At 63.9% G+C, this 25,506-nt stretch carries 31 protein-coding genes, 1 tRNA gene and 1 pseudogene; 16 read left to right on the forward strand and 17 right to left on the reverse strand.

What is annotated here, in order from left to right:
• Positions 1 to 565: 565 nt before the first annotated feature.
• Both KBZ22_RS06985 and KBZ22_RS06990 read right to left on the reverse strand, forming a co-directional pair.
• Positions 566 to 1,585 (reverse strand): site-specific integrase, encoded by a 1,020-nt coding sequence (locus tag KBZ22_RS06985; RefSeq protein WP_255021518.1) that lies wholly within the window; start codon positions 1,583 to 1,585, stop codon positions 566 to 568.
• A gap of 227 nt (positions 1,586 to 1,812) precedes the next feature.
• A pseudogene (locus tag KBZ22_RS06990) lies at positions 1,813 to 2,181 on the reverse strand (DNA-3-methyladenine glycosylase); the annotation flags it as partial.
• On the opposite strand from KBZ22_RS06990, the gene KBZ22_RS06995 reads away from it, so the two are divergent.
• The gene (locus tag KBZ22_RS06995; protein ID WP_193486239.1) at positions 2,180 to 2,317 is read left to right on the forward strand and encodes a hypothetical protein; all 138 of its coding nucleotides are present in this window, start codon (positions 2,180 to 2,182) and stop codon (positions 2,315 to 2,317) included. The pseudogene KBZ22_RS06990 and the gene KBZ22_RS06995 overlap by 2 nt on opposite strands.
• Here the strand turns inward: KBZ22_RS06995 and KBZ22_RS07000 are convergent.
• Positions 2,311 to 2,613, reverse strand: coding sequence for a glycine/sarcosine/betaine reductase component B subunit (locus tag KBZ22_RS07000; RefSeq protein WP_254998811.1), 303 nt, complete (start codon positions 2,611 to 2,613; stop codon positions 2,311 to 2,313). The two genes, KBZ22_RS06995 and KBZ22_RS07000, sit on opposite strands and share 7 nt — an antisense overlap.
• Before the next feature lie 62 nt (positions 2,614 to 2,675).
• Here KBZ22_RS07000 and KBZ22_RS07005 point away from each other — a divergent pair, with 62 nt between their 5' ends.
• Together KBZ22_RS07005 and gatC are read left to right on the forward strand one after the other, a co-directional pair.
• A complete protein-coding gene (locus tag KBZ22_RS07005; RefSeq protein ID WP_254935113.1) occupies positions 2,676 to 3,446 on the forward strand; it encodes a creatininase family protein in 771 nt (256 codons plus the stop codon).
• 31 nt (positions 3,447 to 3,477) lie between these two features.
• Positions 3,478 to 3,771: an Asp-tRNA(Asn)/Glu-tRNA(Gln) amidotransferase subunit GatC gene (gene gatC / locus KBZ22_RS07010; protein ID WP_255021519.1), complete on the forward strand. Its 294-nt coding sequence runs from the start codon at positions 3,478 to 3,480 to the stop codon at positions 3,769 to 3,771.
• 18 nt (positions 3,772 to 3,789) lie between these two features.
• Here the strand turns inward: gatC and crtR are convergent, their stop codons facing one another.
• Positions 3,790 to 4,764, reverse strand: coding sequence for a beta-carotene hydroxylase (gene crtR / locus KBZ22_RS07015; protein ID WP_255021618.1), 975 nt, complete (start codon positions 4,762 to 4,764; stop codon positions 3,790 to 3,792).
• A 106-nt stretch (positions 4,765 to 4,870) separates the two neighbouring features.
• A tRNA-Leu gene (locus tag KBZ22_RS07020) sits at positions 4,871 to 4,952 on the reverse strand.
• A 65-nt stretch (positions 4,953 to 5,017) separates the two neighbouring features.
• Here KBZ22_RS07020 and KBZ22_RS07025 point away from each other — a divergent pair.
• Both KBZ22_RS07025 and ileS read left to right on the forward strand, forming a co-directional pair.
• Positions 5,018 to 5,557: a Ycf66 family protein gene (locus KBZ22_RS07025; RefSeq protein ID WP_255021520.1), complete on the forward strand. Its 540-nt coding sequence runs from the start codon at positions 5,018 to 5,020 to the stop codon at positions 5,555 to 5,557.
• Positions 5,558 to 5,581: 24 nt separating this feature from the next.
• Positions 5,582 to 8,515, forward strand: coding sequence for an isoleucine--tRNA ligase (gene ileS / locus KBZ22_RS07030; protein WP_315858600.1), 2,934 nt, complete (start codon positions 5,582 to 5,584; stop codon positions 8,513 to 8,515).
• 55 nt (positions 8,516 to 8,570) lie between these two features.
• Here the strand turns inward: ileS and KBZ22_RS07035 are convergent, their stop codons facing one another.
• A complete protein-coding gene (locus KBZ22_RS07035) occupies positions 8,571 to 8,897 on the reverse strand; it encodes a hypothetical protein (RefSeq protein ID WP_241518269.1) in 327 nt (108 codons plus the stop codon).
• 46 nt (positions 8,898 to 8,943) lie between these two features.
• On the reverse strand, positions 8,944 to 9,597 hold the full coding sequence (locus KBZ22_RS07040; protein WP_255021521.1) for a DUF3177 family protein: 654 nt from the start codon (positions 9,595 to 9,597) through the stop codon (positions 8,944 to 8,946).
• A gap of 35 nt (positions 9,598 to 9,632) precedes the next feature.
• On the opposite strand from KBZ22_RS07040, the gene KBZ22_RS07045 reads away from it, so the two are divergent.
• Genes KBZ22_RS07045 through KBZ22_RS07060 form a run of 4 tightly spaced genes read left to right on the forward strand, consistent with a single transcriptional unit; the run spans position 9,633 to position 13,887 of the window.
• Positions 9,633 to 10,901: an FIST N-terminal domain-containing protein gene (locus KBZ22_RS07045; protein WP_254931349.1), complete on the forward strand. Its 1,269-nt coding sequence runs from the start codon at positions 9,633 to 9,635 to the stop codon at positions 10,899 to 10,901.
• Between the two features lie 2 nt (positions 10,902 to 10,903).
• Positions 10,904 to 11,593 carry a tRNA (guanosine(46)-N7)-methyltransferase TrmB gene (gene trmB, locus KBZ22_RS07050; protein ID WP_255021620.1) on the forward strand — a complete coding sequence of 230 codons (690 nt, stop codon included), beginning with the start codon at positions 10,904 to 10,906 and terminating at the stop codon, positions 11,591 to 11,593.
• Between the two features lie 31 nt (positions 11,594 to 11,624).
• Complete coding sequence (locus KBZ22_RS07055; RefSeq protein ID WP_255021621.1) at positions 11,625 to 12,920, forward strand: IctB family putative bicarbonate transporter; 1,296 nt, start codon at positions 11,625 to 11,627, stop codon at positions 12,918 to 12,920.
• Positions 12,913 to 13,887 carry a BadF/BadG/BcrA/BcrD ATPase family protein gene (locus KBZ22_RS07060; protein WP_255021522.1) on the forward strand — a complete coding sequence of 325 codons (975 nt, stop codon included), beginning with the start codon at positions 12,913 to 12,915 and terminating at the stop codon, positions 13,885 to 13,887. The genes KBZ22_RS07055 and KBZ22_RS07060 overlap by 8 nt, the downstream gene beginning before the upstream one ends.
• Here KBZ22_RS07060 and glmM read toward each other — a convergent pair.
• Together glmM and KBZ22_RS07070 are read right to left on the reverse strand one after the other, a co-directional pair.
• Positions 13,874 to 15,280: a phosphoglucosamine mutase gene (gene glmM, locus KBZ22_RS07065; protein WP_255021622.1), complete on the reverse strand. Its 1,407-nt coding sequence runs from the start codon at positions 15,278 to 15,280 to the stop codon at positions 13,874 to 13,876. The genes KBZ22_RS07060 and glmM overlap by 14 nt on opposite strands.
• A 96-nt stretch (positions 15,281 to 15,376) precedes the next feature.
• Entirely contained in the window at positions 15,377 to 15,592 is a 216-nt protein-coding gene (locus KBZ22_RS07070) for a hypothetical protein (RefSeq protein WP_106632295.1), read from the reverse strand.
• 55 nt (positions 15,593 to 15,647) lie between these two features.
• Here KBZ22_RS07070 and KBZ22_RS07075 point away from each other — a divergent pair, with 55 nt between their 5' ends.
• The gene (locus KBZ22_RS07075) at positions 15,648 to 17,642 is read left to right on the forward strand and encodes a lytic transglycosylase domain-containing protein (RefSeq protein WP_255021523.1); all 1,995 of its coding nucleotides are present in this window, start codon (positions 15,648 to 15,650) and stop codon (positions 17,640 to 17,642) included.
• On the opposite strand, the gene KBZ22_RS07080 is transcribed toward KBZ22_RS07075, so the two are convergent.
• Positions 17,639 to 18,112: a hypothetical protein gene (locus KBZ22_RS07080; protein WP_106632293.1), complete on the reverse strand. Its 474-nt coding sequence runs from the start codon at positions 18,110 to 18,112 to the stop codon at positions 17,639 to 17,641. The genes KBZ22_RS07075 and KBZ22_RS07080 overlap by 4 nt on opposite strands.
• Positions 18,112 to 18,525: an NIL domain-containing protein gene (locus tag KBZ22_RS07085; RefSeq protein ID WP_254998825.1), complete on the reverse strand. Its 414-nt coding sequence runs from the start codon at positions 18,523 to 18,525 to the stop codon at positions 18,112 to 18,114. The genes KBZ22_RS07080 and KBZ22_RS07085 overlap by 1 nt, the downstream gene beginning before the upstream one ends.
• A 70-nt stretch (positions 18,526 to 18,595) precedes the next feature.
• On the opposite strand from KBZ22_RS07085, the gene KBZ22_RS07090 reads away from it, so the two are divergent.
• Together KBZ22_RS07090 and thyX are read left to right on the forward strand one after the other, a co-directional pair.
• Entirely contained in the window at positions 18,596 to 19,171 is a 576-nt protein-coding gene (locus tag KBZ22_RS07090; RefSeq protein ID WP_255021524.1) for a thioredoxin domain-containing protein, read from the forward strand.
• Positions 19,172 to 19,179: 8 nt separating this feature from the next.
• Positions 19,180 to 19,905, forward strand: a complete 726-nt coding sequence (thyX, locus tag KBZ22_RS07095) for an FAD-dependent thymidylate synthase (RefSeq protein WP_255021525.1) — start codon at positions 19,180 to 19,182, stop codon at positions 19,903 to 19,905.
• Between the two features lie 16 nt (positions 19,906 to 19,921).
• Here the strand turns inward: thyX and dcd are convergent, their stop codons facing one another.
• Positions 19,922 to 20,515, reverse strand: a complete 594-nt coding sequence (gene dcd / locus KBZ22_RS07100) for a dCTP deaminase (protein WP_255021526.1) — start codon at positions 20,513 to 20,515, stop codon at positions 19,922 to 19,924.
• Positions 20,515 to 21,153: a cob(I)yrinic acid a,c-diamide adenosyltransferase gene (locus tag KBZ22_RS07105; RefSeq protein ID WP_106632288.1), complete on the reverse strand. Its 639-nt coding sequence runs from the start codon at positions 21,151 to 21,153 to the stop codon at positions 20,515 to 20,517. Before KBZ22_RS07105 ends, dcd begins: the two co-directional genes overlap by 1 nt.
• Before the next feature lie 241 nt (positions 21,154 to 21,394).
• Here KBZ22_RS07105 and ntcA point away from each other — a divergent pair, with 241 nt between their 5' ends.
• Genes ntcA through KBZ22_RS07120 form a run of 3 tightly spaced genes read left to right on the forward strand, consistent with a single transcriptional unit; the run spans position 21,395 to position 23,860 of the window.
• The gene (gene ntcA / locus KBZ22_RS07110) at positions 21,395 to 22,135 is read left to right on the forward strand and encodes a global nitrogen regulator NtcA (protein ID WP_106632287.1); all 741 of its coding nucleotides are present in this window, start codon (positions 21,395 to 21,397) and stop codon (positions 22,133 to 22,135) included.
• Between the two features lie 34 nt (positions 22,136 to 22,169).
• The gene (locus KBZ22_RS07115; RefSeq protein ID WP_255021527.1) at positions 22,170 to 23,387 is read left to right on the forward strand and encodes a DUF3084 domain-containing protein; all 1,218 of its coding nucleotides are present in this window, start codon (positions 22,170 to 22,172) and stop codon (positions 23,385 to 23,387) included.
• Complete coding sequence (locus tag KBZ22_RS07120) at positions 23,384 to 23,860, forward strand: resolvase (RefSeq protein WP_255021528.1); 477 nt, start codon at positions 23,384 to 23,386, stop codon at positions 23,858 to 23,860. The genes KBZ22_RS07115 and KBZ22_RS07120 overlap by 4 nt, the downstream gene beginning before the upstream one ends.
• Here the strand turns inward: KBZ22_RS07120 and KBZ22_RS07125 are convergent.
• From KBZ22_RS07125 to psbH, 4 genes are read right to left on the reverse strand one after another with little or no spacing between them, the layout of a single operon-like run.
• Positions 23,857 to 24,114: a DUF3146 family protein gene (locus KBZ22_RS07125; protein WP_106632284.1), complete on the reverse strand. Its 258-nt coding sequence runs from the start codon at positions 24,112 to 24,114 to the stop codon at positions 23,857 to 23,859. The genes KBZ22_RS07120 and KBZ22_RS07125 overlap by 4 nt on opposite strands.
• Before the next feature lie 4 nt (positions 24,115 to 24,118).
• Positions 24,119 to 24,748 (reverse strand): aminoacyl-tRNA hydrolase, encoded by a 630-nt coding sequence (pth, locus tag KBZ22_RS07130; RefSeq protein ID WP_255021529.1) that lies wholly within the window; start codon positions 24,746 to 24,748, stop codon positions 24,119 to 24,121.
• Positions 24,732 to 25,028 carry a TatA/E family twin arginine-targeting protein translocase gene (locus KBZ22_RS07135; protein ID WP_255021530.1) on the reverse strand — a complete coding sequence of 99 codons (297 nt, stop codon included), beginning with the start codon at positions 25,026 to 25,028 and terminating at the stop codon, positions 24,732 to 24,734. Before KBZ22_RS07135 ends, pth begins: the two co-directional genes overlap by 17 nt.
• Entirely contained in the window at positions 25,028 to 25,228 is a 201-nt protein-coding gene (gene psbH, locus KBZ22_RS07140) for a photosystem II reaction center phosphoprotein PsbH (protein WP_094559148.1), read from the reverse strand. The genes KBZ22_RS07135 and psbH overlap by 1 nt, the downstream gene beginning before the upstream one ends.
• A 122-nt stretch (positions 25,229 to 25,350) precedes the next feature.
• Between psbH and psbN the strand changes: the two genes are divergently transcribed.
• Entirely contained in the window at positions 25,351 to 25,503 is a 153-nt protein-coding gene (psbN, locus tag KBZ22_RS07145) for a photosystem II reaction center protein PsbN (RefSeq protein ID WP_106632281.1), read from the forward strand.
• Positions 25,504 to 25,506: the final 3 nt, after the last annotated feature.

A 25,506-nucleotide genomic window follows, 5' to 3' on the forward strand; every position in this document is an offset into this window, starting at 1 on the left:
GTGCGCTTTTTGGCTGTTGTTTGCTCGTAATCAGCAAACCCGAGCTGCTTGCCGCCCATCACCCCAGTCCCGGCCTTGGTATGCGCACCTATTCTCGCGTGGATGCCCTGCGTTTTCCAGAGTCTCCCTAATAAACCACCAGGGGTTGATGCTGTTGAGCTGGTCGTGAATGAGGCGTTTGATATTCCGTTTCAGCCGTTGGGCTTGATGGCGGTCTTGTTGTTGTATTTGGGCTTGTATTGAAATCATTTGAGTTTCTCCTTTTTCTTCTCACGCTGAAGCACTGGCACACCCTTCGGCATCCAGCACATCTCTTCTGTTAGTTGCTCGCAGCTGTTGCTTCTCAATCCACCGAGTAAGCACTACGGGCAGTGATTATTTATACGAGTTGTTGTTTTTACAGGGTCGCCATATGAGGATTTGCCGACACTCCAATATCCGCAGGCAAAGCCAACAAGGGCGACACATCGCGCAGGCTTGTTTTTATTGCTATTTCGCTATTGTATCACTTGGCGACGCACCCATTTTTATAGCTTAGGAATAAGCATCCTTTTTGGTTTTCCTTTCAGGCTGTCTGCCAACTCGGCATCTTCAATCTGCCTGTTGGTTTGGCATAAGTATCCAGAAGCATCTTGGTGGAGTGCCCTGCCGCCGCTGCCAAATCAGCTGGGGAGTTTCCCATCGCCAAAGCGTGAGACAGAAAACTGTGGCGTTGGGCGTAGAGGCGGCGGGGCTTCAATCCACAACGCTCCAGGCTGCGGTGCCACACACGTCCCACCAGATGGTCGTAGATATTCGTGTGGCTGGTGGGGGTGACAAACACCAATCCGTAGGGGTCATACACACCCAGCTGCTTCATCTGCTGCTGGTGTTGCCTCAGGGTCTCCAGTACCTGGGGCGTCAGTGGCACCACACGCTCCTTGCCTGTCTTAGTGGGAGCCCAACTGTGCTGACCTGAGTTGTAGCCATCACGCCTCAAGCTCTTGCTTATCAGCACTTCTCCATCCACCCACCTCAGGCAATCCCAGGTCAAACCCCTGATTTCACCATTCCTCATCCCTGTGCTAAGCCACAGCAGGAAGAGCGGGTAATACCAAGGCTCGTTGCTCTCCAAATCACTCAGCACTGCTTGGATTTCTTCCACGCTCAGCACATCGCTCAATACAGAGCGCCGCTGCCATTTGAGCTTGTGGGAAAACAGGTGGCGATTTCCCCCACAGCACTGGCGGTAGTGGGTCATCAACCCCGCAATGGTGCTATCACCCAATCCCTCTGCCCTCAACCACCCCAGGAAGCCTTCTGCGTCACTGCGGTTGCGAATGGGATTGTCATACCGCTGTAGCAGCTTGTAGGCGTGAATGGCAGCAGCCTGGCGTTTGGTCTCTGCCCTGACCCTCAACGCCTCCAGCAGCCCCACCTCCTTGCCGTTGATGAGCGGTTGATATGCCATCAGGCTGCGGTCAAAGGTGCCCTGGCAGTAGTCGCTCCAGATTTGGGCGGCGATGGCGTGTGCCTTTGCCACTGCCACAGGGTCACTCCAGCGACCCAGGCGGTTGATAAAGGCATCTCTCCCGTCAATCCGCACCCTGACCTGGAGACTGCCGTTGTTGTTTCTCAGCGATGGTGGTTTCTTCACTGGGTGCCGCTGCTGCTGACACCAGGGCTACGGCTCCACCACTGACAAAGCCAAGCCAGCCAACTCACCTTGTAGCCCTTCTTAGCTCTGGGGGTCTCTGGGAGAAAATCTGGGAGTTTTTGAGGGCAGTGGCTTGGGGGTTGGCTGGGAGACCCATTGGCAGCACTGAAATCTCAAGCCCAGCCTGAGCTCCTTGAAGTCAAGGCTCGCTTCACGCAGTGGTGAATGCCGTAGCTCACATAGACATAAAACCGCCCAGGCTCCCCAAACAGGGTTTCGTTGCTGGGGGAGCGGCGGCGATAGCCGTGGCAGGCGGGCTCGCTTTGGCAATACGCCTCCGTTTCCACCACCACGCCCCACAGCAGCTCGCCTGAGGCTTGGCGTTTCACCAGCAGGCAGCCGATGAGCTCAGGGGCAACCTGCTCGGCGGGGCGGGCGAAGAAGGCCTTCGGCAATGGATTCACCACAAGTTCGACGTGTTGCTCGCCACTGGGAGCAGCCGCCAGCAAACTGAAGTCCTTAGTGCCAAAACCAGGGTCCGCCATGCACACCACCGGTTTCTCCCTCGCCACCGTACTGATCTTTGGCAGCGGCCTTTTTGTACTAGCCACCCTGTTTTTTGGCACCAAAGGCGGCTACTACGACAGCGACGACTACGACGGCAACGGCACCGCTCACTGACCCTGACTAGGCAGCCTCTCGGCCTCAGGGCAGTCTTCGGAGGTGATCACGTCATCGGGGCTGCCGCTGCGGCAGACGTAGGCCAGCCTGGTGCTGACGGCCCCGATCGAATCGAGCCGCACGCTCTCCTCCCAGCTGTGGGTTTCGTCGTCGTCTTCAGCGTCGTAGCGCAGGGTGACGAGATCCCCCTCGAGCTCCACCACCGTGGCCTCCTCAATCCAGCGCTGCTGGTCACGCAAAAACACCCACACCGGGCGCTGTTCGGCACAAAACTGATAAAGCTTGCGGTGCAGCATGGGCCGAGGCACTGCTGGCCTTCAAACATTAGCCAGTCTCCAGGCTCTACCTGCTGTTCACCATGATCCAATCCGCCAGCTCCAATGACGCCATTCGCCTGCAACTGCGTAGCTGGCCTGAGGTGGAGACCTATCTGGAAAATTGCAAGGGCGTGATCGTGCCCCTGGGCTCCACCGAGCAGCACGGCCCCACCGGCGCCATCGGCACCGATGCGCTCACGGCCGAGGCCGTGGCCCTGGAAGTGGGCCGCCGCACCGGCGTGCTGGTGACTCCGGCCCAGGCGTTCGGCATGGCCGAGCACCACTTGGGCTTTGCTGGCACCGTGAGCCTGCAACCCTCCACCCTGCTAGCCGTTCTGCACGACGTGGTGCTGTCACTTGCCCGCCACGGCTTCGAGCGCATCTACGTGATCAACGGCCATGGCGGCAACATCGCCACCAGCAAGGCCGCCTTTGCCCAGGCCTATGCCAGCGCCGCCGATCGGGGCCTGGCGGTGGCGCCGCGGCTGCGCTGCAAGCTGGCCAATTGGTTCATGGCTGGCCCGGTAATGCAGGAGGCGCGCAGCCTTTATGGCGCGGAAGAAGGTCACCACGCCACCCCCAGCGAAATTGCCCTCACCTTGCACCTGGAGCCGAGCCTGCAGACCAAGCAGAGGCCCCTGCCTGATCCAGCCCCGGCCGGCCCCATCCACGGCCCCGAAGATTTCCGCCGCCGCCATCCGGATGGCCGCATGGGCTCAAACCCCTACCTGGCCCAGGCCAGCCATGGCGAGCGCTTCTTGGAGCTGGCCGCCACCGCCCTTGCCTCAGACCTGGAAGCCTTTCTGACCTGAGCGCTAGCGTCGGCATAACTGGTAAATCCCGATGAGCAAGATCACCGAAGACGACGTGCGCAAGGTCGCCAAGCTGGCCCGCCTAGACCTGCCCGAGGCCAAGATCGCCACTTACACCGGCCAGCTCGAGCGCATCCTCGACTACGTAGCCCACCTTGAAACAGTAGACACCGAAGGAGTGCCAGCCACCACTCGAGCGGTGGAAGTAGTAAACGTCTGCCGTGAAGATCTGGTAACCCCTACGGACGTGCGCGAAGAGCTACTAAATGAAGCTCCCCAAAGGGAGGGGGACTTCATCCGGGTGCCCAAAATCGTAGCAAGCTGAGCTGAGTCAACTATCCAGTTAACGTACCGGCGAAATTGCAGTGCGATGAAGCAACTCCAGCACTCGCCTGCGGGCATGACGGGTGGGCATTAATGCAGCAATAGGCCTAAGTTTACTGCGCTTTTTGCGATGACTTCGAACGCCAAAAAAGATATCGTAGAGGAAGTTAAAACCATCATTCTTGGTTTCAAACAAGCCAAGCCGTTGGGGCGAACCTTTGGCATCAAGGATGGGCTTAGTGGCGTGATAAGCAGGGCGGTATTCAAACCAGGGTATAGACGGCCACAGGTGATGAATAAGGTGATAATTCTGACCCATGATCAACCAATTCATCAGTCGTCCCGGATATACGCGGGAGTTGTGCCAGCGGTTGCGCGACTGGAAGGGGCGGTGGGGCAAGTAGTCAAAGAACAGGCCCAAGGTCACTCCGACCATTAGGGCAGGGGCAAACCAGCAGTTGAAAATAAAGTCAAGAAAGCCAAATTTTGCAGCGGCCACAACTATCGCCACAAATACAACCCGAGCTAGGCCCCACTCAAACAGTTCGTAACGACGCCACAAACGGCGGCGGAAGAAAAACAGCTCGTGATAGAAAAATCGTGGCGCAATCAACCACAGGGGTCCAAAAGTGCTGACGATGTGATCAGGATCGTTCTTGGGATCATTCACATGGGCATGGTGCTGCAGGTGCACCCTGGTAAAAACGGGAAAGCTGAAGCCAAGCAGCAGGGCAGCGCCATGGCCCATCACCGCATTCCAGAAGCGGTGCGGATGGGCCGCGTTGTGGCAGGCGTCGTGAATCACCGTGCCCTCTAAGTGCAGGGCCAGAAATCCGGTACCAAGCAGCACGGGCAGGGGCCAGCCAGCCACAAACCAGCCCCAAATCGTGAGGGCAGCCAAGCCGTAGCCAGCCAAAAACAGCCCAACCGTGGGGTTCCAGGCAGCAGGCGGGTCAAGAAATTCGCGCGGCACAAGCCGCGAGGGAGATGCCATTGCCCCCTCGGAGTGCACGGCAATTGAAGAGGCGCCCAGAACCTGTGTCATCTCAGCCGAACCAGATCCCAGAACGTTGCATCAAGGCAACTTAAGAAAGTGATGATGCCCACCGGGGGACTTGAACCCCCACGACCAAAGCCACTGGTACCTAAAACCAGCGCGTCTACCAATTCCGCCAGGTGGGCAGAACTGGACTGTAGAGACAGATGCGTGGAGTCGCCCACAATGGGGGACTCCACGCCTTCTGGCCATGCTCGCCACCCTGGGCGGACTCCTGGCGCTGCTGCTGGGACTCGCCATCCTGCTGCTGCCGCTGCTGGCCACCGAACTGAGCCGGCCACGGGATTCGGCCTGGGGCGCCGTAGTGCTGCTGCTGGGCCTGGTGCTTGTAACCAGTGCCGACCGGCTCACGGGCGCACCGATGCTGGGCGTGCTTTGCGGTGGCCTACTAATCGGCAGGCTCGCAGGCGAGGTTTCCCAGGGCCGTTGGCGGCAGCTCACCGCTGAGGAGCAGCAGCGGCTTTGGTCGACGGAACGCTGGCAGACGAGCCTGCAACAAGCCGGCGCCAGCCTGGCCCATCTGCTCGCCCTCCTGACCACTGCCACTTCAGGCATAAGCCAATGGCTGACTCAGCAACGCCAGCCCAAAGCCAGTGGCAAACGCTGGGTGCGCCCGGAAGAGCCGAGCTCCATAAGCGAGATCGACAGCCTGGTGATCGACAGCCTGGTGACGGCCGAAATCCCGGAACCGCAACCGCTGCCCGAGCCCTCCAGCAGCCAGGCGGGATAATCAGCTCTGCTGCCCCCAGGCGACGTGACCGCCAGCCCTGCGCCCGTCTCCTACCCCCTCTCCTACAAGGACACGCTCAACCTGCTGCAGACGCCCTTTGCGATGAGGGCCAATGCCAAGGTGCGCGAGCCGGAAATCCAGGCGTTCTGGGCCCAGCAGCGGCTCTATGAGCGCCTGAGCCAGCAGAACCCCGGCGAGGTTTTCACCCTGCACGACGGCCCTCCCTACGCCAATGGGGCCCTGCACGTGGGCCATGCCCTCAACAAAATCCTTAAGGACATCATCAACAAAACCGCCCTGCTGCAGGGCAAGCGAGCGCGGTTTGTGCCTGGCTGGGATTGCCACGGCCTACCAATCGAACTCAAGGTGCTGCAGGGGCTCAGCAGCAGCGACCGGTCCGATCTCACCCCGGTAACGCTGCGCCAGAAGGCCCACGCCTACGCCCTCGAGCAGGTGGAGGGCCAGAAGAGCGGCTTCCGCCGCTGGGGCATCTGGGCTGACTGGGAAACGCCCTATCTCACCCTGCAGAAGGACTACGAGGCCGCCCAAATCGGCGTTTTTGGCGCCATGGTGCTTGCTGGCCACATTTATCGAGGCCTCAAGCCGGTGCACTGGAGCCCCAGCTCCCGCACCGCCCTGGCCGAAGCCGAACTCGAATATCCCGACGGCCACACCTCCCCCAGCGTTTTCGCGGCCTTCCCGGTGGTGGCGCTACCCGAGGCCCTGGCCACCCAATTAGAAACAGCCGGCCTAACGGCCAAGGCGGCCACAGGGGCTGGCGGCCTGGCAGTGGCTATCTGGACCACCACCCCCTGGACACTGCCGGCCAACCTGGCGGTGTCGGTGAATGGGCGGCTCGACTACGCCATCTGCGCAGTGGCTGCCAGGGGCGACGCCCCCACCCCAGCCGCCAGCCACATGGTGGTAGCCGCTGAGCTGATTGAGAGCCTGCAAACCAGCCTGGGGCTAGAGCTCACTCCTCTTTTAATCCTTAAGGGCAGCGAGCTAGAGGGAATTACTTACCGCCATCCGCTGCTGGAGCGCACCAGCCCGGTGGTAATCGGTGGCGACTACATCACCACCGAGGCCGGCACGGGCCTGGTGCACACCGCCCCGGGCCACGGCGTAGACGACTTCAACACCGGCAAGAAATACGGCTTGCCTGTGCTTTGCCCCGTGGATGAGGCCGGCAACCTCACCGCCGAAGCCGGGCCCTTTGCTGGCACCAACGTGCTCAAGGACGCCAACCCCGCGATCCTCAGTGCCCTGGAAGCCACCGGCCTGCTGCTCAAGCAAGAGCGCTACGAACACCGCTACCCCTACGACTGGCGCACCAAAAAACCGACGATCTTCCGCGCCACCGAGCAATGGTTTGCCTCAGTGGAGGGCTTCCGCGCCGCCGCTCTTGGCGCCATCGCCGAGGTGGATTGGCTGCCGGCCAGCGGCCGCAACCGAATTGAGGCGATGGTGAGCGATCGCGGCGACTGGTGCATCAGCCGCCAGCGCACCTGGGGCGTGCCAATCCCCGTTTTCTATCACCGCGAAACGGGTGAGGTGCTGCTCAACGAAGCCACCCTGGGCCACATCCAGGCCCTGATCGCCGAGCACGGTGCGGATGTGTGGTGGCAGCGCGATGAGGCAGGCCTGCTGCCTGAGGCCTACGCCGCCGAAGCCAGCCAATGGCGCAAGGGCAGCGACACCATGGACGTGTGGTTTGACTCAGGCTCCTCCTGGGCTGGCGTGCTCCAAGAGCGCGGCCTTCACTACCCCGCCGATCTCTACCTAGAAGGCAGCGATCAGCACCGCGGCTGGTTCCAGAGCAGCTTGCTCACCTCGGTGGCCGTGAATGGCCACGCCCCCTACAAGCGGGTGCTCACCCACGGCTTCACCCTCGATGAGAAGGGCCGCAAGATGAGCAAATCGCTGGGCAACGTCGTCGATCCGGCGGTGCTGGTGGAGGGCGGCAAGAACGAAAAGCAAGAGCCGGCCTATGGCGCCGATGTGCTGCGCCTGTGGGTGAGCTCGGTGGATTACTCGGCCGACGTGCCGCTGGGGCCTGGGATCGTCAAGCAGCTGGCGGATGTGTACCGCAAGGTGCGCAACACGGCCCGCTACCTGCTGGGCAACCTGCACGACTTCGATCCGCGCCCCCAGGCTGAAGGCGGCGATGCCGTGCCCTACGACCAGCTGCCCCTGCTGGATCAGTGGATGCTGCAGCGCACCGCCGCCCTGATCGACAGCGTGACGGGAGACTTCGAGCGCTATGAGTTTTACCGCTTCTTCCAGGCCCTGCAGAACTTCTGCGTGGTGGACCTCTCCAACGTCTACCTCGACATCGCCAAGGACCGCCTCTATGTGAGCGGAGCCGATGAGTTCCGCCGCCGCAGCTGCCAAACGGTGCTGAGCCTGGTGCTGGAGCGTCTCGCTGGGCTGATCGCACCGGTGCTCTGCCACATGGCCGAGGACATCTGGCAAAACCTGCCCTACCCGGTAGCCGAAACCTCGGTGTTCGAACGGGGCTGGCCCACGGCCCCCGATGGCTGGCGCCAAGCGCAACTGGAGGCGCCGATGGAGCGAATCCTGGAGTTGCGATCTTTGGTGAATCGCCAACTGGAGAGCTGCCGCTCCAGCGGCCAGCTCGGTGCTTCGCTGGAGGCCCAGGTGCAGCTGGAGCTGGAAGCAGGCAGCACCAACACGGCGGAGGCCCTGCGCTGGCTGGCCAGCTCAAGCCACCCCAGCGTCGACAACCTGGCCGACTGGCTGCTGGTGTCGGGCCTCAAGGAAGGCGGCGTAGCGCCTGCCGAGCTGCTGGCCGAAGCCAGCGAAAACGGCATCACGGTGCGCATTGCTAAGGCCGAAGGCCAAAAATGCGAGCGCTGCTGGCATTACGAAAGCGACATCGGCCAGCACAGCGCCCATCCCAGCCTCTGCGGTCGCTGCGTGGCGGTGCTGTCCTGAACGCCAAAGGGGGTGGTCGCCACGCCGCCTGGTTGGGATGGGCTGATCTGGGGGCTCAATCCCAACCGCCGGATTCAAGGAAAACCTCAGGGGAAACGGGCCCAGCCAACAGCTGTTCCGAGGCCGGATTCAGGGGGGCCTGCAGTAATTCAGCTGTTTCGATCACCGCCCCCTCGGGCAGCAGTGGCTGGTCGGGATCGAAATCGGTGGGGTGGGTGGTGCTGCTCGAAAAACCCCGAAAAATCAGCAGCTCGTAGGGCTCAAGCGGACCTGCCGCCAACTGAAGCTGGCCCCTGAGCCGCAGCACCCGATCGGGCCGCTCCCGGCTCAATTCTTCCAGCCTGGCCAGCAGTGCCATCGCAGATGCAGCGGAGAGGGTCATGGCCAGAGAGAAGGCGGGGCGGCAGAGGAAGCAATAGGGCTGATCCTCAGAAATCGCCAGCGATTCGCCCCTGCTTCGGCAAGCGCACCAGCAGCCATTGCAACAGTCCCACTACATAGGCAACCAATCCCACGTAACCGATGAAGGCGGCCACGGCAGGGGTCCATTCACCGCCAAAAATGAAGGCAAACAGCCCCTCAACATGCCGGTGCAGGCCAAGGGGCGGCTGAATCCATACGGCGCAAAGGGACTGGGCCAAGCCTCCGGGGCCCAAACAGCCCAGGGCCGTGGCAGTAAGCAGGGCGCCAAGCACGGCCCACACCGTGAGACTCCAGCGCCAGATGCGCAGGGTCAGGGGCAAGGGACGCCAGGGCGGCAGGTCGGCCAGCTCCTCGTTGAGATCCACCCAGAACCAGACGCTCAGCACCACCAGTAGCTGGGCCAGCAGCAAAACCACAAAGCCGAGGGGCCTCCGGTCGGTGAGCAGCAGGGTTGCAAGCAGCAACAGGCTGGCCACCTTCCAATAAATCCCCAGCAGGCGCACCAAGGATCCCTCCTTGCGTAGCGACGCCCAGATCAGGAGCACTAGGGGCAAGCCGACGCTGAACAGCATCGCCAGGCGGACATCGAGCCACACCAAGGAGCGGTACAGAGGTTCTGGTAGGGCGGCGAGCACGCGTGTGGTTCGGTAAGGCGCCATTATCCGCGTCCCCGGCAAGCGATAGGGTCCAAGTCATGGCCGCCTTCTCCCTGCCCAGCTGGCTCTCCCGCACCTTCGGAGCCCGTCCAGCCCAGGCCTGGTGCCGCACCGCCCTGGCCAGCGAAACCTCGCTGCAGGCGTCGGTTGAAGAGATCGCCAGCCAGCTGCGGGGGGCCGGTCCAGCAGATCTGGCCTTGGTCTTCGTCGCAGCCAGCTACGCCAGCGACCTGCCCCGGCTGCTGCCCCTACTTCAGGAGAAACTCCCAGCCAGCCATTGGCTTGGCTGCCTGGGCGGTGGGGTGGTGGGCACCGATGCTGGCGGCACCCCCCATGAGCTGGAGAACAAACCAGCCCTGAGTGTCACCCTGCTGCGCCTACCTGGCGCCGAGCTCCACCCTTTTGCGATTGATACCGACTCCCTTCCCGACCTCGACGGCCCGGCTGATCCCTGGCGCGACCTGCTCGATGCGCCAGCAGCTCCCAGCCCCTCGATGCTGCTGCTGGTGGATCCCAGCTGCTCCCGGATCAACGATCTGATCAGTGGCCTGGATTACGCCTGTCCAGGGGCGGCGAAAATTGGCGGCGTCGCCGGCCCACACAGTGCCGGCCATGGCTCCCTGCTGTTTGGAGATCAGGTGGTTCGCGGTGCCGTCGGCTGCCTCATTGGTGGAGCCTGGCAACTCGATCCGGTGGTGGCCCAGGGCTGCCGGCCGATCGGGCCGGTTTTTGATGTGGAGCAAGTTCAGCGCAACGTGGTGCTGGAGGTGAGCCAGGGCCAGTCCCGCCGCAGCCCTGTAGCAGCGCTTCAGTCGATCCTCACGGATCTGAATCCCGAGGAGCGGGAGCTGGTGAAGCACTCGCTGTTTCTAGGCGTGGGCCGTAGCAACTTCAGCCTCAGCGCCGCAGATCCAGATGGTCCCACCGCTTTTCTGGTGCGCAACCTGCTTGGTGTCGACCCCCGCAACGGAGCCGTAGCCGTGGCTGAACGGATGCGGGTGGGACAACAGGTGCAGTTCCAACTGCGCGATGCCAGCACCTCCAGACTGGAACTGCGCCAGCTGCTGACCAGCCAGCGGGGTCGCAACCCGGAGCCCCTAGCCGCCCTGCTATTTGCCTGCCTAGGCCGTGGCGTTGGGCTCTACGGCAGCGCCGATGGCGACGTGGAACTGTGCCGGGAAGTGTTTGATCAGGTGCCCATCGCCGGATCGTTCTGCAACGGCGAAATCGGCCCGGTCGCCGGTAGCACCCATCTGCACGGCTACACCGCCAGCCTGGCCTTCCTGGTGCCGCGCGGAGAGGGCTGATGGTGCGCCAGCACGTCAATCCACTCAGCCGCTTTTTCCAGCTACCCCGGCCCCTGCCGCCGCCAGCCGAGCTTTTCAGTCAGCCGGATCTCCCCCTGCATCTGGACATTGGCTGCGCCCGCGGCCGCTTCCTACTTGCCCTGGCCCAGCACCAGCCCAACTGCAACTATCTAGGTGTTGAAATCCGCCGGCCATTGGTGGATGCCGCCGAAGCCGACCGCCAGGCCCTGGGGCTCGGCAACCTCCACTACCTCTTCTGCAACGCCAACATCAGCTTGCAGGACTGGCTGGTGGCCCTGCCAGCCGGGCTGCTGCAGCGGGTGACCATCCAGTTTCCAGATCCCTGGTTTAAGCAAAAGCATCAAAAGCGGCGGGTGCTGCAGCCCGCCCTCCTGCTGGCCCTGGCCGAGGCGCTGGGGCCTGGCCGTGAGCTGTTTATTCAGAGCGATGTGCTGGCGGTGATCACACCGATGGTGCAGCTGATCGAGGCCAGCGGCGGCTTCGATCGCCCGGCCGCCGATGGGCGCCCCTGGCGTGCCGGCAACCCCCTGGCGGTTCCAACCGAGCGCGAAACCTACGTGCTGAGCCAGGGGTTGCCGGTCTACCGGGTGCTCTACCAACGCAACGACCGCAACCTGGAAGGCCTGACCAACCTGGAAGATCAGCTCGAAGCGGTTGATAATCGGGCCTGAAGCCAGGCTGCACCCCTTGAGCGCCCCCCCAATGCCAATTTTGTTGCGCTGGCAGGGCTGCCTGCAGCGCTCTGACAGTGGTCCCCTGGGGCGGCAGCTAACCCTGATAGCCGGCCTGGTGCTCTGCGCCCTGATGGTTGGCCTGCCCCTGGTAACCCGCAGCGGCCTCAGCCTGCTGGTGCTGGCCAGTGGCCTCCTATGGCTGCTGCTGGCCCTGACCACTACCCATGGACCGCTGGTGGAGATCGACCGCTGGATTCTGGGGATCCTGGCCATCGCCCTGCTGGCCACAGGTTTCTCACCGGTGCCCCTGGCCGCCGCCAAGGGGCTGGTCAAACTTGTGAGCTATCTGGGCGTCTACGCCCTGATGCGCCAACTGCTGACCCTGGCTCCGGTCTGGTGGGACCGGATCGTGGCTGCGCTGCTGGCTGGAAACCTGGTCACCTGCGTGATCGGCATCCGCCAGCTCTACGGCGACAGCGGCGAACTAGCCCGCTGGGCTGACCCCAACTCCGTGGCCGATGGCACGGTGCGCATTTACAGCACCCTCGAAAACCCCAACCTGCTGGCGGGTTATCTGCTGCCGGTGCTGCCCCTAGCCCTCGTGGCCCTGCTGCGCTGGCCGGGGCGAGCCCGCAAGCTCTTTGCTCTCACTGCCATGGTGCTGGGCGTCGCCGCCCTGGTGCTCACCTTCAGCCGCGGCGCCTGGATGGGTTTGGTGGCCGAGGCGGCAGTGATCTTGCTTCTGCTAGCCGTGCGGGCCACCCGGGCCTGGCCCTTGCTCTGGCGGCGCCTGTTTCCCTTGCTGCTGCTGCTAGGCGGGGCCGCCCTGCTCGTGGTGCTAGTTACCCAGGTGGAGCCTCTGCGAGTGCGGGTGATGAGCCTGGTGGCCGGCCGGCAAGACAGCTCCAACAACTTCCGCATCAACGTCTGGCTTGCAGCGCTGGATATGGTCCAGGCCCGCCCGTGGCTTGGCATCGGCCCCGGCAACGACGCTTTTAACCAGATCTATCCGCTGTTTCAGCAACCCAAGTTCAACGCGCTCAGCGCTTACTCCATCCCCCTGGAGCTGGCGGTAGAAGCCGGCATTCCTGGCCTGCTGGCCGGGATCGGCCTGCTGCTGGCCAGCCTGCGCAGCGCCACCAGCCTCTGGCGCAGGGATAGCTGCTTCAGCCTGCCGGCCCTGGCGGCGATCGCCGTAATTGCTGGGCTCACGGTGCAGGGACTAACCGACACGATCTTTTTCCGGCCGGAGGTGCAACTGAGCGGCTGGTTTTGCATCGCCACCCTGGCGGCCGGAGCTAGCCGCGCCGAAGGTCGTGGCTGAGCCAAGCCTGATTGCCGGCTTCGACGCCGGCCAAACCCACACCAGCTGTCGCCTCAGCGATGCCTGCAGTGGTGAGCTGCTAGGTGAAGGCCAGGGGCCTGGAGTGTGCCATCTGGCCGCAGCCGACGGCCCCGCCCGCTTCCGCCAGGCCCTTCAAGGCAGCCTGGCGCAGGCGCGCCTGCACCTGCCGCACACCGGCACGCCCCTGCTAGCCGCCGGCATTGGCGCCAGCGGCATCGAAGTGGGCAGCTCCGTCCAGGAGCTGGGCCGGCAGCTGGCAGCCGAAGCCCTGCAACTACCCCTGGAGCGCGTAGTAGTCACGGGAGATGAGCGCACTGCCCTGCGCGGAGCCATGGGCAACCACCACCAGGGCGGCATCGTTGTGATCAGCGGCACTGGCACCATCGCCGTTGGGCGCAATCCGGCAGGCCAGGAACACCGCTGCTCCGGCTGGGGCTGGCTGCTAGATGGGGCTGGCTCGGCCACGGACATCGGCCGGGATGGCCTAGCCCTCAGCTTGGCGATGGCGGATGGACGGCAGCCCGATTCGCCCCTGCGAGCCCGGATCTGGGCAGGACTGAATGTGAGCACAGGCGACCCCCAGGCCGCTCAGGCCATCAAAGCTTTGGTTGTAGAGCCTGGCTTCGGGGCCGCAGGCTTTGCCCGCCTGGCACCGCTGGTGGCAGTCGCCGCTAGCGAGGGTGATGCTGGCGCCGCCGCCGTTGTGGAGCGCTCCGCCCAGGCCCTGGCATTAATGGCAGCCACCATCTGCACAAGGCTGCAGCTAAACGCCCCGCGAGTGTGGCCCATGGGCGGGGCGCTGGAGCACCTTGCCTTGCTGCGCTGCCGGCTGGAGGCCAGCCTTAGGGAGTACTGCCCAGGCGCTCAACTGCAGGTCCCCGCCGCAGATGCCTGCAGCGGAGCCCTGAGCCTGGCTCGGGAATGCCTGGAAGCTAGGCCGCGTTGAGGTGCTGCTCCGCTGCAGCAGCCAGCTGGCTTGACCAGTGGTCCACCAGCTGCTGATCGGCGGCCTCCACCATCACCCGCAGCAGTGGTTCGGTGCCACTGGCGCGCACCAGCACCCGGCCACGACCCTCCATCGCAATCTCCGCCTGCTCCACGGCGAGCCGCAGCGGCTCGCAGGCTTGCCACTGCTGGCGCCGTTGCCGGTCTGGCACCGTCACATTCACCAGGGCCTGGGGGTAGGGCTTGAAACTGCTATCCATCCAATCGGCCAGTGATTGGCCACTGCGATGCAACAACGTGGCCACTTGCAAAGCGGTGAGCAGCCCATCGCCACTCATGCCGTGGCGGGCCGACAAAATATGGCCCGACTGCTCGCCACCCAGGCCAGCGCCCATCTGCTCCATCGCCTGGTGGACGTATTGATCACCAACGGCGGTGCGCTCGAGCACCCCTCCCTTGGCCTGCCAGGCACGCTCAAAGCCGAGGTTTGACATCACAGTGGCAACGATGCGATTGGCTGGCAACTGGCCCGCATCAAGCAGGGACGTTCCCCAGAGATAAAGGATCTGGTCACCATCCACCACCCGGCCCCGGCCATCCACCGCCAGCATCCGATCTGCATCGCCATCGAAGCCAAAACCCATGCTGGCTCCGCTCTCCAGCACCGCACGCCTGAGCGGCCCAAGGTGGGTGCTGCCGCAGTCCACGTTGATGCGGGTTCCGTCCGGCTTGCCGTGCAACACGGTGAGTTCAGCGCCTAAGGCACGAAACGCAGCCTCTCCACAGGCAGAAGCCGAGCCCCAACAGAGGTCCAGCACAATCTTGCAACCTTCCAAGCGCCGACCCATCACGCTCGCCACCAAGGACCGCTGGTAGTCGGCTAGTAAATCGGGGCGATCGTGCACAACTCCTGTGCCCAAGAAGCCGCCGGAAGCACCTATTGCCGGTCCAGCCCCAACCCCCTGCAGCCCAGCCTCGATCGCCTGCTGCTGGCCGCGGCTCAGCTTGGCGCCGGAGGCCCCAAATACCTTGATGCCGTTGTCTTCAGGGGGGTTGTGGCTGGCGGACACCATCAGACCGCCAGCCGCGCCAAGACGGCGAATGGCGCCAGGAATCGCTGGCGTAGGGCATAGCCCCAGGGTCCATACCTCCCTACCTGCAGCCGTGAGCCCGGCGGTGAGCGCCGCCACCAGCATCGGGCCACTGCTACGGGAATCCATGCCGATGAGCACCGGCGCCCCCTGGGGCAACACCTGGCCGCACCAGAAGCCAACCTGCAAAGCCAAAGCCGGGCTCACCTGGGTTCCCACCCGGCCACGGATGCCATCGGTCCCGAAACCGGCCACACCACCCCGCAGGGGCAGGCCAACAGGATGGGGAGCCAGGTCGGCCATGGGCAGCAGCAGATGCCTCAGTGGGGTCCAGGTTACGTGGGCTGCTGCAAAGCGCTCACCATGGCTGGCCTGGGCCAGGTAGGGGCCGGAGCCCATTCAGCGCCAGCGGCGGGGCCACCAGATCCAGAGCACCAGTTCGCCAATCGTCCAGAGCAGCAGCGCACCAACCACCCAGCCCGGCAGCCAGCTCAATGGCCAAAAGGGGCGCAGCAGCAGCACCAGACCCGATACCGCCAGCACCCGCAGAGCCCGCAACCGCTGCTCAGCCCCAGGCAAGGTAGAGAGATAGGGGGGTAGGGAGGGCAGGCGCACCAGCTAAGTGGGATTCACACCTCCCCAGAATGCCGAAGCTGCGCCGCTATTGCCCTTGGCTCGCCTCCCCCTGCTGCTGGCCCTCACCTGCTTGGGCAGCGGCGCCGCCTTGGTGGGCGGCAGGGCACTACTGACCCTGATTCCCGCGCCAGACCCCAGCACACCCACCCCCACCCTGGAGCGCCTGCGGCGGTTCTCGCCCGATCCGGAGCGGCGGCGGGAGGCCAGCTTGCTGCTGCTGCCGCGCCAGGCAAAAGGCGACCTAGCCGGCGAGCGCCGGTTGCTGCGCGGCCAGGGCTGGGGTGGCGATGAGCTAGCCGCCCTGGTGCTCAAACGCGATGCCCTGGCCGCCGAAGCCCTAGGTGATCAGGCAGCCGCCCAGCAACGCTGGCAGCAGCTTGTGCGGCGCTTCCCCGACACGCCCGCCTCAGCCGATGGGCTTTATGCCCTGGGCCGGCAGCAGCCCCAGCTGCGGCAGAAACTACGCAGCCGCTTCGCCTCCCATCCCGCGGCCCTAGCAGCCGCCGTGGAGGCGGGCCCGAGCGACGCAGATCGCCTCCAGGCAGCCCTGCACCTGGCCCGTCACGGTGTGCGCTGGCCCGGTGCAGGGCCACGCTTCCGCCAGGCCTGCCAGAGCACGCCCGCAGCAGCTACCCCTGGCCAGCGGGACCAATTGGCCAGGAGCCTGGCCCAGCTAGGCGACTCGGCCGCTGCCCTGAGCTGCCTCAAGGGCAGTCCGCCGAGCCCAGCAACCCAGCTAGCCCTCAGCCGGGCCCTGCTCGGTGGCGGCAGCCAGCAGCAGGCCCAGGCCGAAAGTCTGCTGCTGCAACTGGCCAAATCCGCGCCGCGCTCCAGCCAGGCCAGCGAGGCCGCAGCCCTGCTCAGCGAACAGCCCGGGCCCAGGGCTCTCCAGGCCTTGAAGGGGCTGCCCTCTGCCCTGCAAGACACGGCCCCGGTGCAGGCGCGGCGGGCGATGGAGAGTGGCGACATCGGCGCGACGCTGGCGGTGCTGCAGCGCTGGCCCAACGATCCAGCCAGCTGGGAACTGCAGTGGCAGCAAGCCCGCCAGGCCCTGCTCAAGCGTCAATGGGCAACGGCCACAACGCTGCTGAGTGCACCGATCGGTCGCGAATTGCCGGTGGGGCTGGTGGGACGCCAGCGCTTCTGGCTGGGTTTCAGCCAGAAGCAGCAAGCCGCCACCGCCAAAGCACAACGCACCTGGAGTGATCTGATCAAACAGCATCCCGGCGGCTACTACGGCTGGCGGGCGGCGGTGCGACTAGGCCGCGGCGATCTCAACCTCGATCCCCGCAGCAGCCCGGCCCTTGTGCAACCCCAATGGCACCCCCTGGGCAGCGGCGACTGGCAGATCGACCGGCTCTGGCGCCTGGGCCAACCCCTGGAAGCCTGGGAGCACTGGCGCACGGAGCGGAGTTCCCCCCCCACTAGTCCCCAGGAGCTGATTACCGAAGGCCGGCTACGCCGAGCCGTGGGAGACCACTGGATAGGACTCGGCCAACTCGAGCAAGCCAGCCTGCGCCTACCGGTGAATGCAAACTGCGCCCTGGCCCAACAGCTTGAGCTCGACCTGCAAACCGCCAGCTTCGTGGCGGAGCTCGAGGAGGCTGGCTCAACCGCCGGGGTACCGGCAACCCTGCTGGCAGCCGTAGCAAAACAGGAATCGCGCTTCAGCCCCGGGGTGAGCTCCGGCGCCGGTGCCGTCGGCTTACTCCAACTGATGCCGGCCACCGCCGCCGAACTAGCCGGCACGCCCCTGGCAGCCGATGACCTCACCGACCCAGCCCGCAATGCCCAGTTAGGCGCGCTCTACCTAAAGCAACTGCTGGGCCAGTGGCAGGGCAACCCCGTGCTGATGGCTGCCAGCTACAACGCCGGCCCCGGTGCCACCGCTGGCTGGGTGACACCCCAACTGCAACAAGAACCGGAGCTATGGATAGAGGCCATCCCCTACCCGGAAACCCGGCTGTACGTCAAAAAAGTGCTCGGCAACTTTTGGAACTTTCAAGAGAGGCCTCTGGCTAGCTGCTAGCCACCGCTTGCCAGCCAGCGGCCCACCCATGCCCCTGACAACACGAGCACACCCAGCACCCCTGCCAGGAGCACCGGCGGGGGTGCCACCCGAATCCGAGCTAGATCGAGGCGTGCCAACAACACAGTGGTGCCCAGGATCAGCACATTGGTGAGCACTTTGAGGTGGAGCAGATAGAGGCCACCCACCGTGACGATCAAAAGGCTGATCACCAGGCTCATCACCCGACTGGCGGCCATCAAATTGGAAATCCGCTGCAGCAGCAGGTCGGGCATGGTGCACACCACCACCACCAGCAAGGCGTGGAGACAGTCAAGCGACCAGAACAAGCTGGATAACTGCCCCATCCCCGACGCTGCCGCACCCTCGAGCGGCTGGCTCCACTGCAAGCCCTCGTAAACGGATATCACTACCAGCACCAGCAGCATCGGCGCCCGCAAGGGCAGCAACAGCAGACGCAACATCGCCATCACGGGGGAGCCAGCACCAGGGAAATCGCATCCAGAGGGCAACTCGGAATGCACTGTTCGCACACCAAGCAGCGTTGCGCATCGAATTGCAGCTGCCAAGCCGGCTGGGTCAAGCTGAGGGCACCGCTGGGGCAAACGCTCGAGCAGAGGCCGCAGTCAACACAGAGACTGCGATCTACGGCTATCTGACCTGGCGCCCGGTTGAGGCCGAGTCCCTGACTTTCTAGCCAGGCTTCCGCCGCTGTTAGTTCGTCGATGTCGCCGGAGAGCTCCACCACCATGGTGCCGCTCTGGTTGGGGGAAATCTGGGCGCGCAGGATCTTGGCGGCGATATCGAAATCCACCGCCAGCCGATAGGTGATCGGCTGATGCACCGCTTCGCGGGGAAAGTGCAGGGTTAGGCGCCGTTTCACGAGGATCCGGTTCGCGGGAACAGCACGCTTACCTCCGCAAAACGCTAGCAAGCACTGGCAAAGTGCAGTCATGACCAACTCCACCCCGAATTCCGGCCTGGGGCCAAGCGAACGGCTGCTGCTAGTCGTGCTGGCGGCCCTACTGGCAGCGGGCCTGCTGTGGTTCCGGGGCGGACTGAATCCGGAGGCTCCCCTGGAGCGCTTGGCGCGCCAATCCCTGGATCTACCCGTGGCCTTGCGCAATGGCAAGCCAACGCTGGTGGAGTTCTACGCCGACTGGTGCGACGCCTGCCGCACCATGGCTCCGGCAATGGAAACGATCGAAGCCCAACACCGCGGCCAGCTCGATGTGGTGCTGCTCAACGTTGACAATCCGCGCTGGCAGCCGGAGCTGGAGCGCTACGACGTCAACGGCATTCCCCAACTAGAGCTGTTCAATCCTGCCGGTGAAGCGGTGGGCCGCTCGATTGGCGCCCGCAGCCTCAACGAACTGCGCGCCCTCAGCAGCGCCCTGATCAGCGGCAGCCCACTGCCCGCCTTCGCCGGTGTGGGCGCAGTGAGCAGCCTCGATGCGGGCGAACGCAACACAGCCTCGGCAGGTCCACCAGATGCTGCCACGATGGCCGGACCTCGCAGCCACGGTTGACGCCCGCCATGGATTCCCGTTTCCGCGTCGCCCTTATCGCCGCCACGCCTAACCCACAGCAGTGCGTTTATGCCGGCATGCACCAGGACTACAGCGAGGGTTTTGTCGCCGCAGACTCCGCCAACTGGCCGGACGAAACCAAGGCTGGAGAAATCTGCATCAAACGACTTCTCGCCGGCGAGCGCGGTCACTACGGCCCCTTAGAACACGCCCAGATCGTGCTCAACGTTGGCTGGTTTCCCCACTCGGTAATGCAGCAGGCGCGTACACACCGGGTGGGGGTGAGCTTTGACGTGCAATCAATGCGCTACACCGGCGATCGCATCTGCAAGGCCGCCAATGGTGAACTGGAACTGGAGGAGGTGTTCTATTTACGGCCCGTAGGTAGCTATAGCGACCGGCAAGGCAAAAAATACGCCTACACAGAAGAGCAGCGCTACATAGATCTGGAGCTCTGCAGTGCTGCGGCGGCACGCTACCGCGACCTTTTGGCGGCTGGCTTCGCCGAGGAACACGCCCGCGGCATCCTGCCCTTCGACTACCGCCAGCACTTTGTGGTGAGCTTCACCCTACGGGCGTTTCTGCACTTCCTTGATCTGCGCGCCAAGCTCGACGCCCAGCAGGAGATCCGTGAGCTCTGTGATCTGATGTGGCCCCACCTACAGGCTTGGACACCCCAATTCGCTGACTGGTATGAAAAGAGCCGCTTGCATAAAGCGAGACTCGCCCCATAGGGCTTTATGCGGGAAACTAAATTCTTGCCAAAGTGACGCGTTCGGGCTGGTGCTGATATTTACCAGCCCTATCTTGATAGGTAGTCTCGCAGGGATCGCCCTCAAAAAAGAGCAGCTGACAGATTCCCTCATTTGCATAAATACGGCAGTCAGCACCCGAAGAATTACTGAACTCCAGGGTGAGGTGACCCTCCCAGCCGGCTTCCGCTGGCGTCGTATTAACAATGATGCCTAGTCGGGCGTATGTGCTCTTACCCAGGCAGATCACCGTGATATTTGATGGCACCTTCATCTTCTCCAGTGCCACTCCCAAGCCATAGGAATGGGCTGGCAGGATGAAGTACTCACCGTCTTCGTCGCTGTGCAGCGGCGCCGGCTCCAGGTTCGCCGGGTTGAACCGCTTGGGGTTCATCACGGTGCCAGGCACATGCCGAAAGATCAAAAATTCCTTGGCCGACAACCGCAAGTCGTAGCCATAGGAAGAACAGCCGTAGCTGAGCACCGGGGAGCCCGCCGTAGCGGGATCGAGGTGGCGCACCAGGGTCGACTGAAATGGCTGCAACATTCCTGCCCCAGCCTGCTCGTTGATCCAGCGATCGTTCTTCAGCATCAGAGGCCTCGGCGCAACTGGGTGACCTGATCAGCCATGGCCATCAACTCAGGAGTCATGGCTGGCCCTGTCAAAATGACATCTAGATGGGCTGGGCGGCGCTCCAAGGTTGCCAACACTTCAGCCTGCTCGATGTAGCCCAGCTCCACAGCCAAGCCCAGCTCATCGAGCACCATCAGATCCACCGCACCACTGAGCAGCTGCTCGCGGCTGAAGGCCCACACCTGGCGCACCGCCTCCAACAGCTCGAGCCCCTGGTGGGCAGCTGGCTCTGACAGACAGCCGGGCACACCGGGCCGCAGCCATTGCAGTCGCCCACAGAGCCAGACGCTGCTGCCGAGGCCCTGATCTACGCCGCCCTTAAGGAACTGAGTAACTAGCACCCGGCTGCCCAAGCCGGCACTACGTAGGGCCTGGCTGAGCACGGCACCGTAACTGCCGCGGAAAGGCGCCGTATGGATTTGCAGTAAGCCCTCCGACTGGGCCACCAGCCGCAATGCCGGCGCAGCAGAAGGGGCGGACGCGGCAGCCGCCACAGCCAAAGGGCGATGGCCAGAGCGCTGAGGTTGGTGCTGGACCGCCGGAAAACCAGCTCCAGAGGAGGAGGTGAGGCCTGAGACGGGCAAGCTCGCGGTCATGAACAACCTGAATAAGAACCTTGAAAATCGAAAAACAGACCTGGGGCACCACGAGCAGCCCATGGCCTCGCGGAGCTGAATGTAGCGGGATCGGGCCGCTCCACAAGCAAACGACACCATCCCTAGCGGAAACATACGTACTGGTGCGCAGGGGCGCCGGCGGTGTCGTCTCAAACCGTGTGTATTGCTACAAGCCGCCCCCCGGGTGATCCTTAGGGTCCCGGCACTTGCCAAGACCTTGATGGTTGGCGCTACCCACGGATTTAGCCGTACCGCCAACACCCCATCGACGGGTGCTCCTGGCGTGGTGGCAGGCATGGGCAGCGCCGGCCAGGGCAACCCCACCCTGTTGGAAGTGATCCGGGGCCTGGCCGGCAGCAGTGTCGAGACGATCGAACGGGGCAAGACGATTTTTTTTCCCGGCGATCCAGCCGAGCGGGTCTATCTGCTGCGGCGCGGAGCGGTCCGGCTGTCGCGGGTATATGAATCCGGCGAGGAGATCACCGTGGCCCTGTTGCGTGAGAACAGCCTGTTTGGTGTGCTCTCGCTGCTTACCGGCCAGCGCTCCGATCGTTTTTATCACGCTGTGGCCTTCACCAGGGTCGAGATGGTGACCGCACCAGCCACCTCCGTGCGCCGGGCGATCGAGCAGGACGCCAGCGTGGGCTTGCTGCTGCTGCAGGGCCTGTCTTCGCGAATACTGCAGACCGAAACGATGATCGAAACCCTCACCCACCGCGACATGAGCTCGCGGCTGGTGAGCTTCCTGCTGGTGCTGTGCCGCGATTTCGGCGTGCCCAGCTCGGAAGGGATCACGATTGATCTGCGCCTCTCCCACCAGGCGATTGCCGAAGCGATTGGCTCCACCCGCGTCACAATCACTCGCCTGCTGGGCGACCTGCGCAACGACGGGCTGGTTCAGATCGACCGCAAAAAGATCACTGTGTTTGATCCAATCGCCCTAGCCAAGCGCTTCAGCTGAACGCCAGGGATACTGGGGCCCTCCGGGGACGTATGTGACGGGCTGGCTGCTGATCCTCGCTCTGCTCGCCCTGGGGGGAGTGCTCTCCACCCTGGGCGACCGACTCGGCAGCCTGGTGGGCAAGGCGCGCTTGAGCCTGTTGGGGATGCGGCCCCGCCGCACCGCGGTGTTGATCACGGTGCTCACCGGCAGCCTGATCAGTGCCATCTCCCTCGGCCTGATGCTGCTGGTAAGCGAGCGGCTGCGCACGGGCCTGTTTGAACTCGATCGACTGGAGCAACGGCTGCAAACCAGCCGCAGCCAACTGAGCCGCAGCAACAGCCAACTAGCCAGCAGCCGCCTGCAGGTGGCGCGGGCCGAACAGGGCAAACGCGAGGCTCAGACGCGCTTTGAGCAGGCCCAAGCCCGCGCCAGCAAATTGCGCAAAGAGCTGGCGCCACTTCTTGCACAGCGCAACCGGTTGGAGCTGGAGCGCAGCCGTCTCAGCCAGGAGGTGAAGGGGCGGGATGCGGAAATCCGCCGCACCGAAGCGGAACTAGCCCAGGTGCGCCGCAGGATTAGCGCCGGAGCCCAAGAACTTAAAGACCTGGAGAGCAACCTGATTGCCCTGCGCCGCGGCGACGTGGTGCTCAGCAGCGGTCAGACCTTGGCCAGCGCCAAGGTGACCCTTGAGCGCCCCGAGCAGGCCAAGGAGGTGATCAACGCCTTGCTGCAGCAGGCCAATCTCAACGCCTTCAGGCGGGTGCTGCCCGGCCAGCCCCCCGATCGCCAGATCCTGCTGGTACCCAAAAATGACATCAGCAAGCTGGAAGGCCTGCTGGCCAAACCCGGCAGCTGGGTGGTGAGCATTCTCTCGGCCGCCAACGTGCTGAGGGGCGAGCGCCAGGTGCTTGCCTTCCCAGACCTACGCCCCAACCGCCCAGTAGTTAAAGCAGGTGAAGTGCTGGCCAGCACCACGATCGAGGGCGACCTCACAGCCCTGGAGCCGGTTTCGCGGCGACTCAACCTGCTGCTGGCCGCTGCCTATGCCCGAGCCCAGCGCCAGGGCACATTGGTGGAAGGGCTGCAGTTCGATGCGGCCAGCTTTAAAAAGCTTGCCCGGGAGCTGAGCGAGCGCCAGCCGGGCCAGGTTGCCCAACTAGAGGCCCTCGCCATCAACAGCGCCAGCACCGCCGACCCAATTGCAGTGGAATTGCGCTGGTTGGCGGCCCCATCTCCCGCCCAATCGGGGCCGGGCCCTCGCCGCCCATGACGGGCGCTGCGGCGGGCCTGGTAGCAGGCCTCGATCCCGGGCGCAGCAAATGCGGTCTAGTGCTGGCTGATCCTGCCGTTGGCCAGATCCGGCAGGCTGCAATCCTGCCCCCACAAGCCTGCCTCGCCCTGCTCAAAAGCTGGCAGCAAGTGGGGCTTGGCCAGGTTGTGCTCGGAAATGGCACCGGCAGCCAAGACTGGTGCAGCCAACTTGGCCAGCAGCGGCTGGCCCTAGCTGTGGTGGATGAGAGCGGCAGCACCCTGGCGGCCCGCGAGCGCTACTGGCAGCTTTGGCCCCCTAGGGGCTGGAGGCGGCTGCTGCCGGCGGGCTTGCGATTGCCCCCCCGGGATATCGACGATGTGGTGGCCCAGCTGCTGATAGAGCGCTACTACGGGGTGACTATGCAACGCAGCAACCAGGAGGTGCTGAGGCGATGGCCGCTGCCGGCCGCGCCGGAGGCTGAATCGGTTTAAAAACGGGCCCGAACCGTAAAGATGTAGTCACCGCCAGGCTCGAGCTGGTAGTCGACCTTGAGCAGATAACGCAGCAGGGCATCCTGGATCAGAGCCCTGCCCAAAGAAGGCTCAACGCTGAGTTCACCGCGGTCAAAGGCCCAGCGGAAACTCCATTGGTAGCCGCCCGCACTCACCTCCCCCTCCAGCACCCGCTGGCTGAAGCTCTGGTGCAGCACCCGCAACTGGGCAGTGGTGGAGGGAAGGCGTGCCATCGGCTCAGGCTGCCGCGCCCTGGGGCTGAAAACCGTTAAGTCGGTTGCCAGCCCGCTCCAGGCCGAGGCGCTGGATCAGGCCAATACCTGCCTCCACCTCGCGCAGCACCTCCTCGAGCAGGGGCTGCTCGGCAGGCGTGAAGCGTCCGAGCACATGGCCAACTGTGCGGGCGCGGCGCTCGCCGGGATCTTGGGCGGGGGCGCCAATACCAATACGAAGCCGCGGAAAGTCCTGGGTACCTAGGTGGCTGATGGTGCTGCGCAGGCCGTTATGCCCCCCGGCACTGCCCGTAGCCCGCAGTCTCAACTTGCCGAGGGGCAGGTCCATGTCGTCAACCACCACCAGCAACTGGGCGGGCTCTAAACCAAACCAGTCAAGGGCTGCGCGGATCGAACGACCACTTTCATTCATATAGGTCTGGGGCATCAACAGCCGCAGCCGGGAAGGCCCCGAACCCACCTCAGCCACCAAGCCCTGAAGCTTGGGCTGCTGCCGAAAAGATGCACCACCAGCGCAATCGGCTAATCGCTCAAGGGCCATAAAGCCCACGTTGTGGCGAGTACCTAAGTACTTGGCTCCGGGATTACCCAGGCCCACCACCAACTGCAACGACAACTCAGGCCGCAGGACCATCGAAAGACTGCTCAATCAGCTCTGGAGCATCAGCCCCGGAGGCATCAGCTGAAACAAGCTCAGTTGCAGAAACTGCAACTGGTAGGTCAGCCGCAACAGGTTCGGCGGTGGTGATCGCCGTGCGCAGCTCCTTTTCGAACTCAGAGGAGGCCGATTGAAAACCCTTAAGAGTTCGGCCCAGGGTTTTACCGAGCTCCGGCAGGCGCTTTGGTCCGAACACCAGCAGCCCGATGGCGGCAATTACCGCCAGCTCAGGCAAGCCAATGCCAAACACGTTCATCAGCCGAGGCCGTTCCAGTTGACCGTGATGCCCTCGAGCAGCAAGGACTTGTTGTAGAGCTGCAGGATGATCAGCAGAAACACCAAGAAGAGCACCATAAAAATGCCCATGACGGGCGTGGTGCCCCAGCCGGGAACGACCTTGCCGTACTCAGAATTGAGTGGCCGCAGGATGTCTCCGAGGCGGGTGCGTTGGGCCATGTCTGCTGCAGCCTCTCGGGCATGGATTCGCTTTAAGTACTGTAAGGGCCTCGCGTACCGCGCCGCGGTTGTCCGTCGAGAGTTGTGACGCAACCCGTCACCTGCATTCCCCTTCCACCTCCATGGACCCCACCGCCACCACCAGCTCCCCGGCCCTTTCCGTGGCCCTCGCCGTGCTGGCGGTGCTGCTTTCACTCACCGGTTTTGGGGTGTACCAAGCCTTCGGGCCGCCCTCCAAGGGCCTCACCGACCCCTTTGACGACCACGACGACTGAGCG

The sequence above is a fragment of the Cyanobium sp. L1E-Cus genome, from assembly GCF_024345755.1.
Classification (GTDB): domain Bacteria; phylum Cyanobacteriota; class Cyanobacteriia; order PCC-6307; family Cyanobiaceae; genus Cyanobium_A; species Cyanobium_A usitatum.

Excerpts from the sequence above, each read along its gene's own strand:
- glmM (WP_255021622.1), bottom strand. The coding sequence starts at position 15,280 with ATGGCCGACCTGGCTCCCCATCCTGTTGGCCTGCCCCTGCGGGGTGGT.
- KBZ22_RS07105 (WP_106632288.1), bottom strand. The coding sequence starts at position 21,153 with ATGACCGCGAGCTTGCCCGTCTCAGGCCTCACCTCCTCCTCTGGAGCT.
- KBZ22_RS07035 (WP_241518269.1), bottom strand. The coding sequence starts at position 8,897 with ATGACCCTCTCCGCTGCATCTGCGATGGCACTGCTGGCCAGGCTGGAA.
- dcd (WP_255021526.1), bottom strand. The coding sequence starts at position 20,515 with ATGCTGAAGAACGATCGCTGGATCAACGAGCAGGCTGGGGCAGGAATG.
- crtR (WP_255021618.1), bottom strand. The coding sequence starts at position 4,764 with ATGGCATCTCCCTCGCGGCTTGTGCCGCGCGAATTTCTTGACCCGCCT.
- pth (WP_255021529.1), bottom strand. The coding sequence starts at position 24,748 with ATGGTCCTGCGGCCTGAGTTGTCGTTGCAGTTGGTGGTGGGCCTGGGT.
- KBZ22_RS07045 (WP_254931349.1), top strand. The coding sequence starts at position 9,633 with ATGGCCGCCTTCTCCCTGCCCAGCTGGCTCTCCCGCACCTTCGGAGCC.
- KBZ22_RS07025 (WP_255021520.1), top strand. The coding sequence starts at position 5,018 with ATGCTCGCCACCCTGGGCGGACTCCTGGCGCTGCTGCTGGGACTCGCC.
- KBZ22_RS07080 (WP_106632293.1), bottom strand. The coding sequence starts at position 18,112 with ATGGCGATGTTGCGTCTGCTGTTGCTGCCCTTGCGGGCGCCGATGCTG.
- psbH (WP_094559148.1), bottom strand. The coding sequence starts at position 25,228 with ATGGCCCAACGCACCCGCCTCGGAGACATCCTGCGGCCACTCAATTCT.
- ntcA (WP_106632287.1), top strand. The coding sequence starts at position 21,395 with ATGGTTGGCGCTACCCACGGATTTAGCCGTACCGCCAACACCCCATCG.
- KBZ22_RS07125 (WP_106632284.1), bottom strand. The coding sequence starts at position 24,114 with ATGGCACGCCTTCCCTCCACCACTGCCCAGTTGCGGGTGCTGCACCAG.
- KBZ22_RS07000 (WP_254998811.1), bottom strand. The coding sequence starts at position 2,613 with ATGCTGCACCGCAAGCTTTATCAGTTTTGTGCCGAACAGCGCCCGGTG.
- KBZ22_RS06995 (WP_193486239.1), top strand. The coding sequence starts at position 2,180 with ATGCACACCACCGGTTTCTCCCTCGCCACCGTACTGATCTTTGGCAGC.
- KBZ22_RS07005 (WP_254935113.1), top strand. The coding sequence starts at position 2,676 with ATGATCCAATCCGCCAGCTCCAATGACGCCATTCGCCTGCAACTGCGT.
- KBZ22_RS07090 (WP_255021524.1), top strand. The coding sequence starts at position 18,596 with ATGACCAACTCCACCCCGAATTCCGGCCTGGGGCCAAGCGAACGGCTG.
- KBZ22_RS07120 (WP_255021528.1), top strand. The coding sequence starts at position 23,384 with ATGACGGGCGCTGCGGCGGGCCTGGTAGCAGGCCTCGATCCCGGGCGC.
- psbN (WP_106632281.1), top strand. The coding sequence starts at position 25,351 with ATGGACCCCACCGCCACCACCAGCTCCCCGGCCCTTTCCGTGGCCCTC.
- thyX (WP_255021525.1), top strand. The coding sequence starts at position 19,180 with ATGGATTCCCGTTTCCGCGTCGCCCTTATCGCCGCCACGCCTAACCCA.
- KBZ22_RS07135 (WP_255021530.1), bottom strand. The coding sequence starts at position 25,028 with ATGAACGTGTTTGGCATTGGCTTGCCTGAGCTGGCGGTAATTGCCGCC.
- KBZ22_RS07055 (WP_255021621.1), top strand. The coding sequence starts at position 11,625 with ATGCCAATTTTGTTGCGCTGGCAGGGCTGCCTGCAGCGCTCTGACAGT.
- gatC (WP_255021519.1), top strand. The coding sequence starts at position 3,478 with ATGAGCAAGATCACCGAAGACGACGTGCGCAAGGTCGCCAAGCTGGCC.
- KBZ22_RS07040 (WP_255021521.1), bottom strand. The coding sequence starts at position 9,597 with ATGGCGCCTTACCGAACCACACGCGTGCTCGCCGCCCTACCAGAACCT.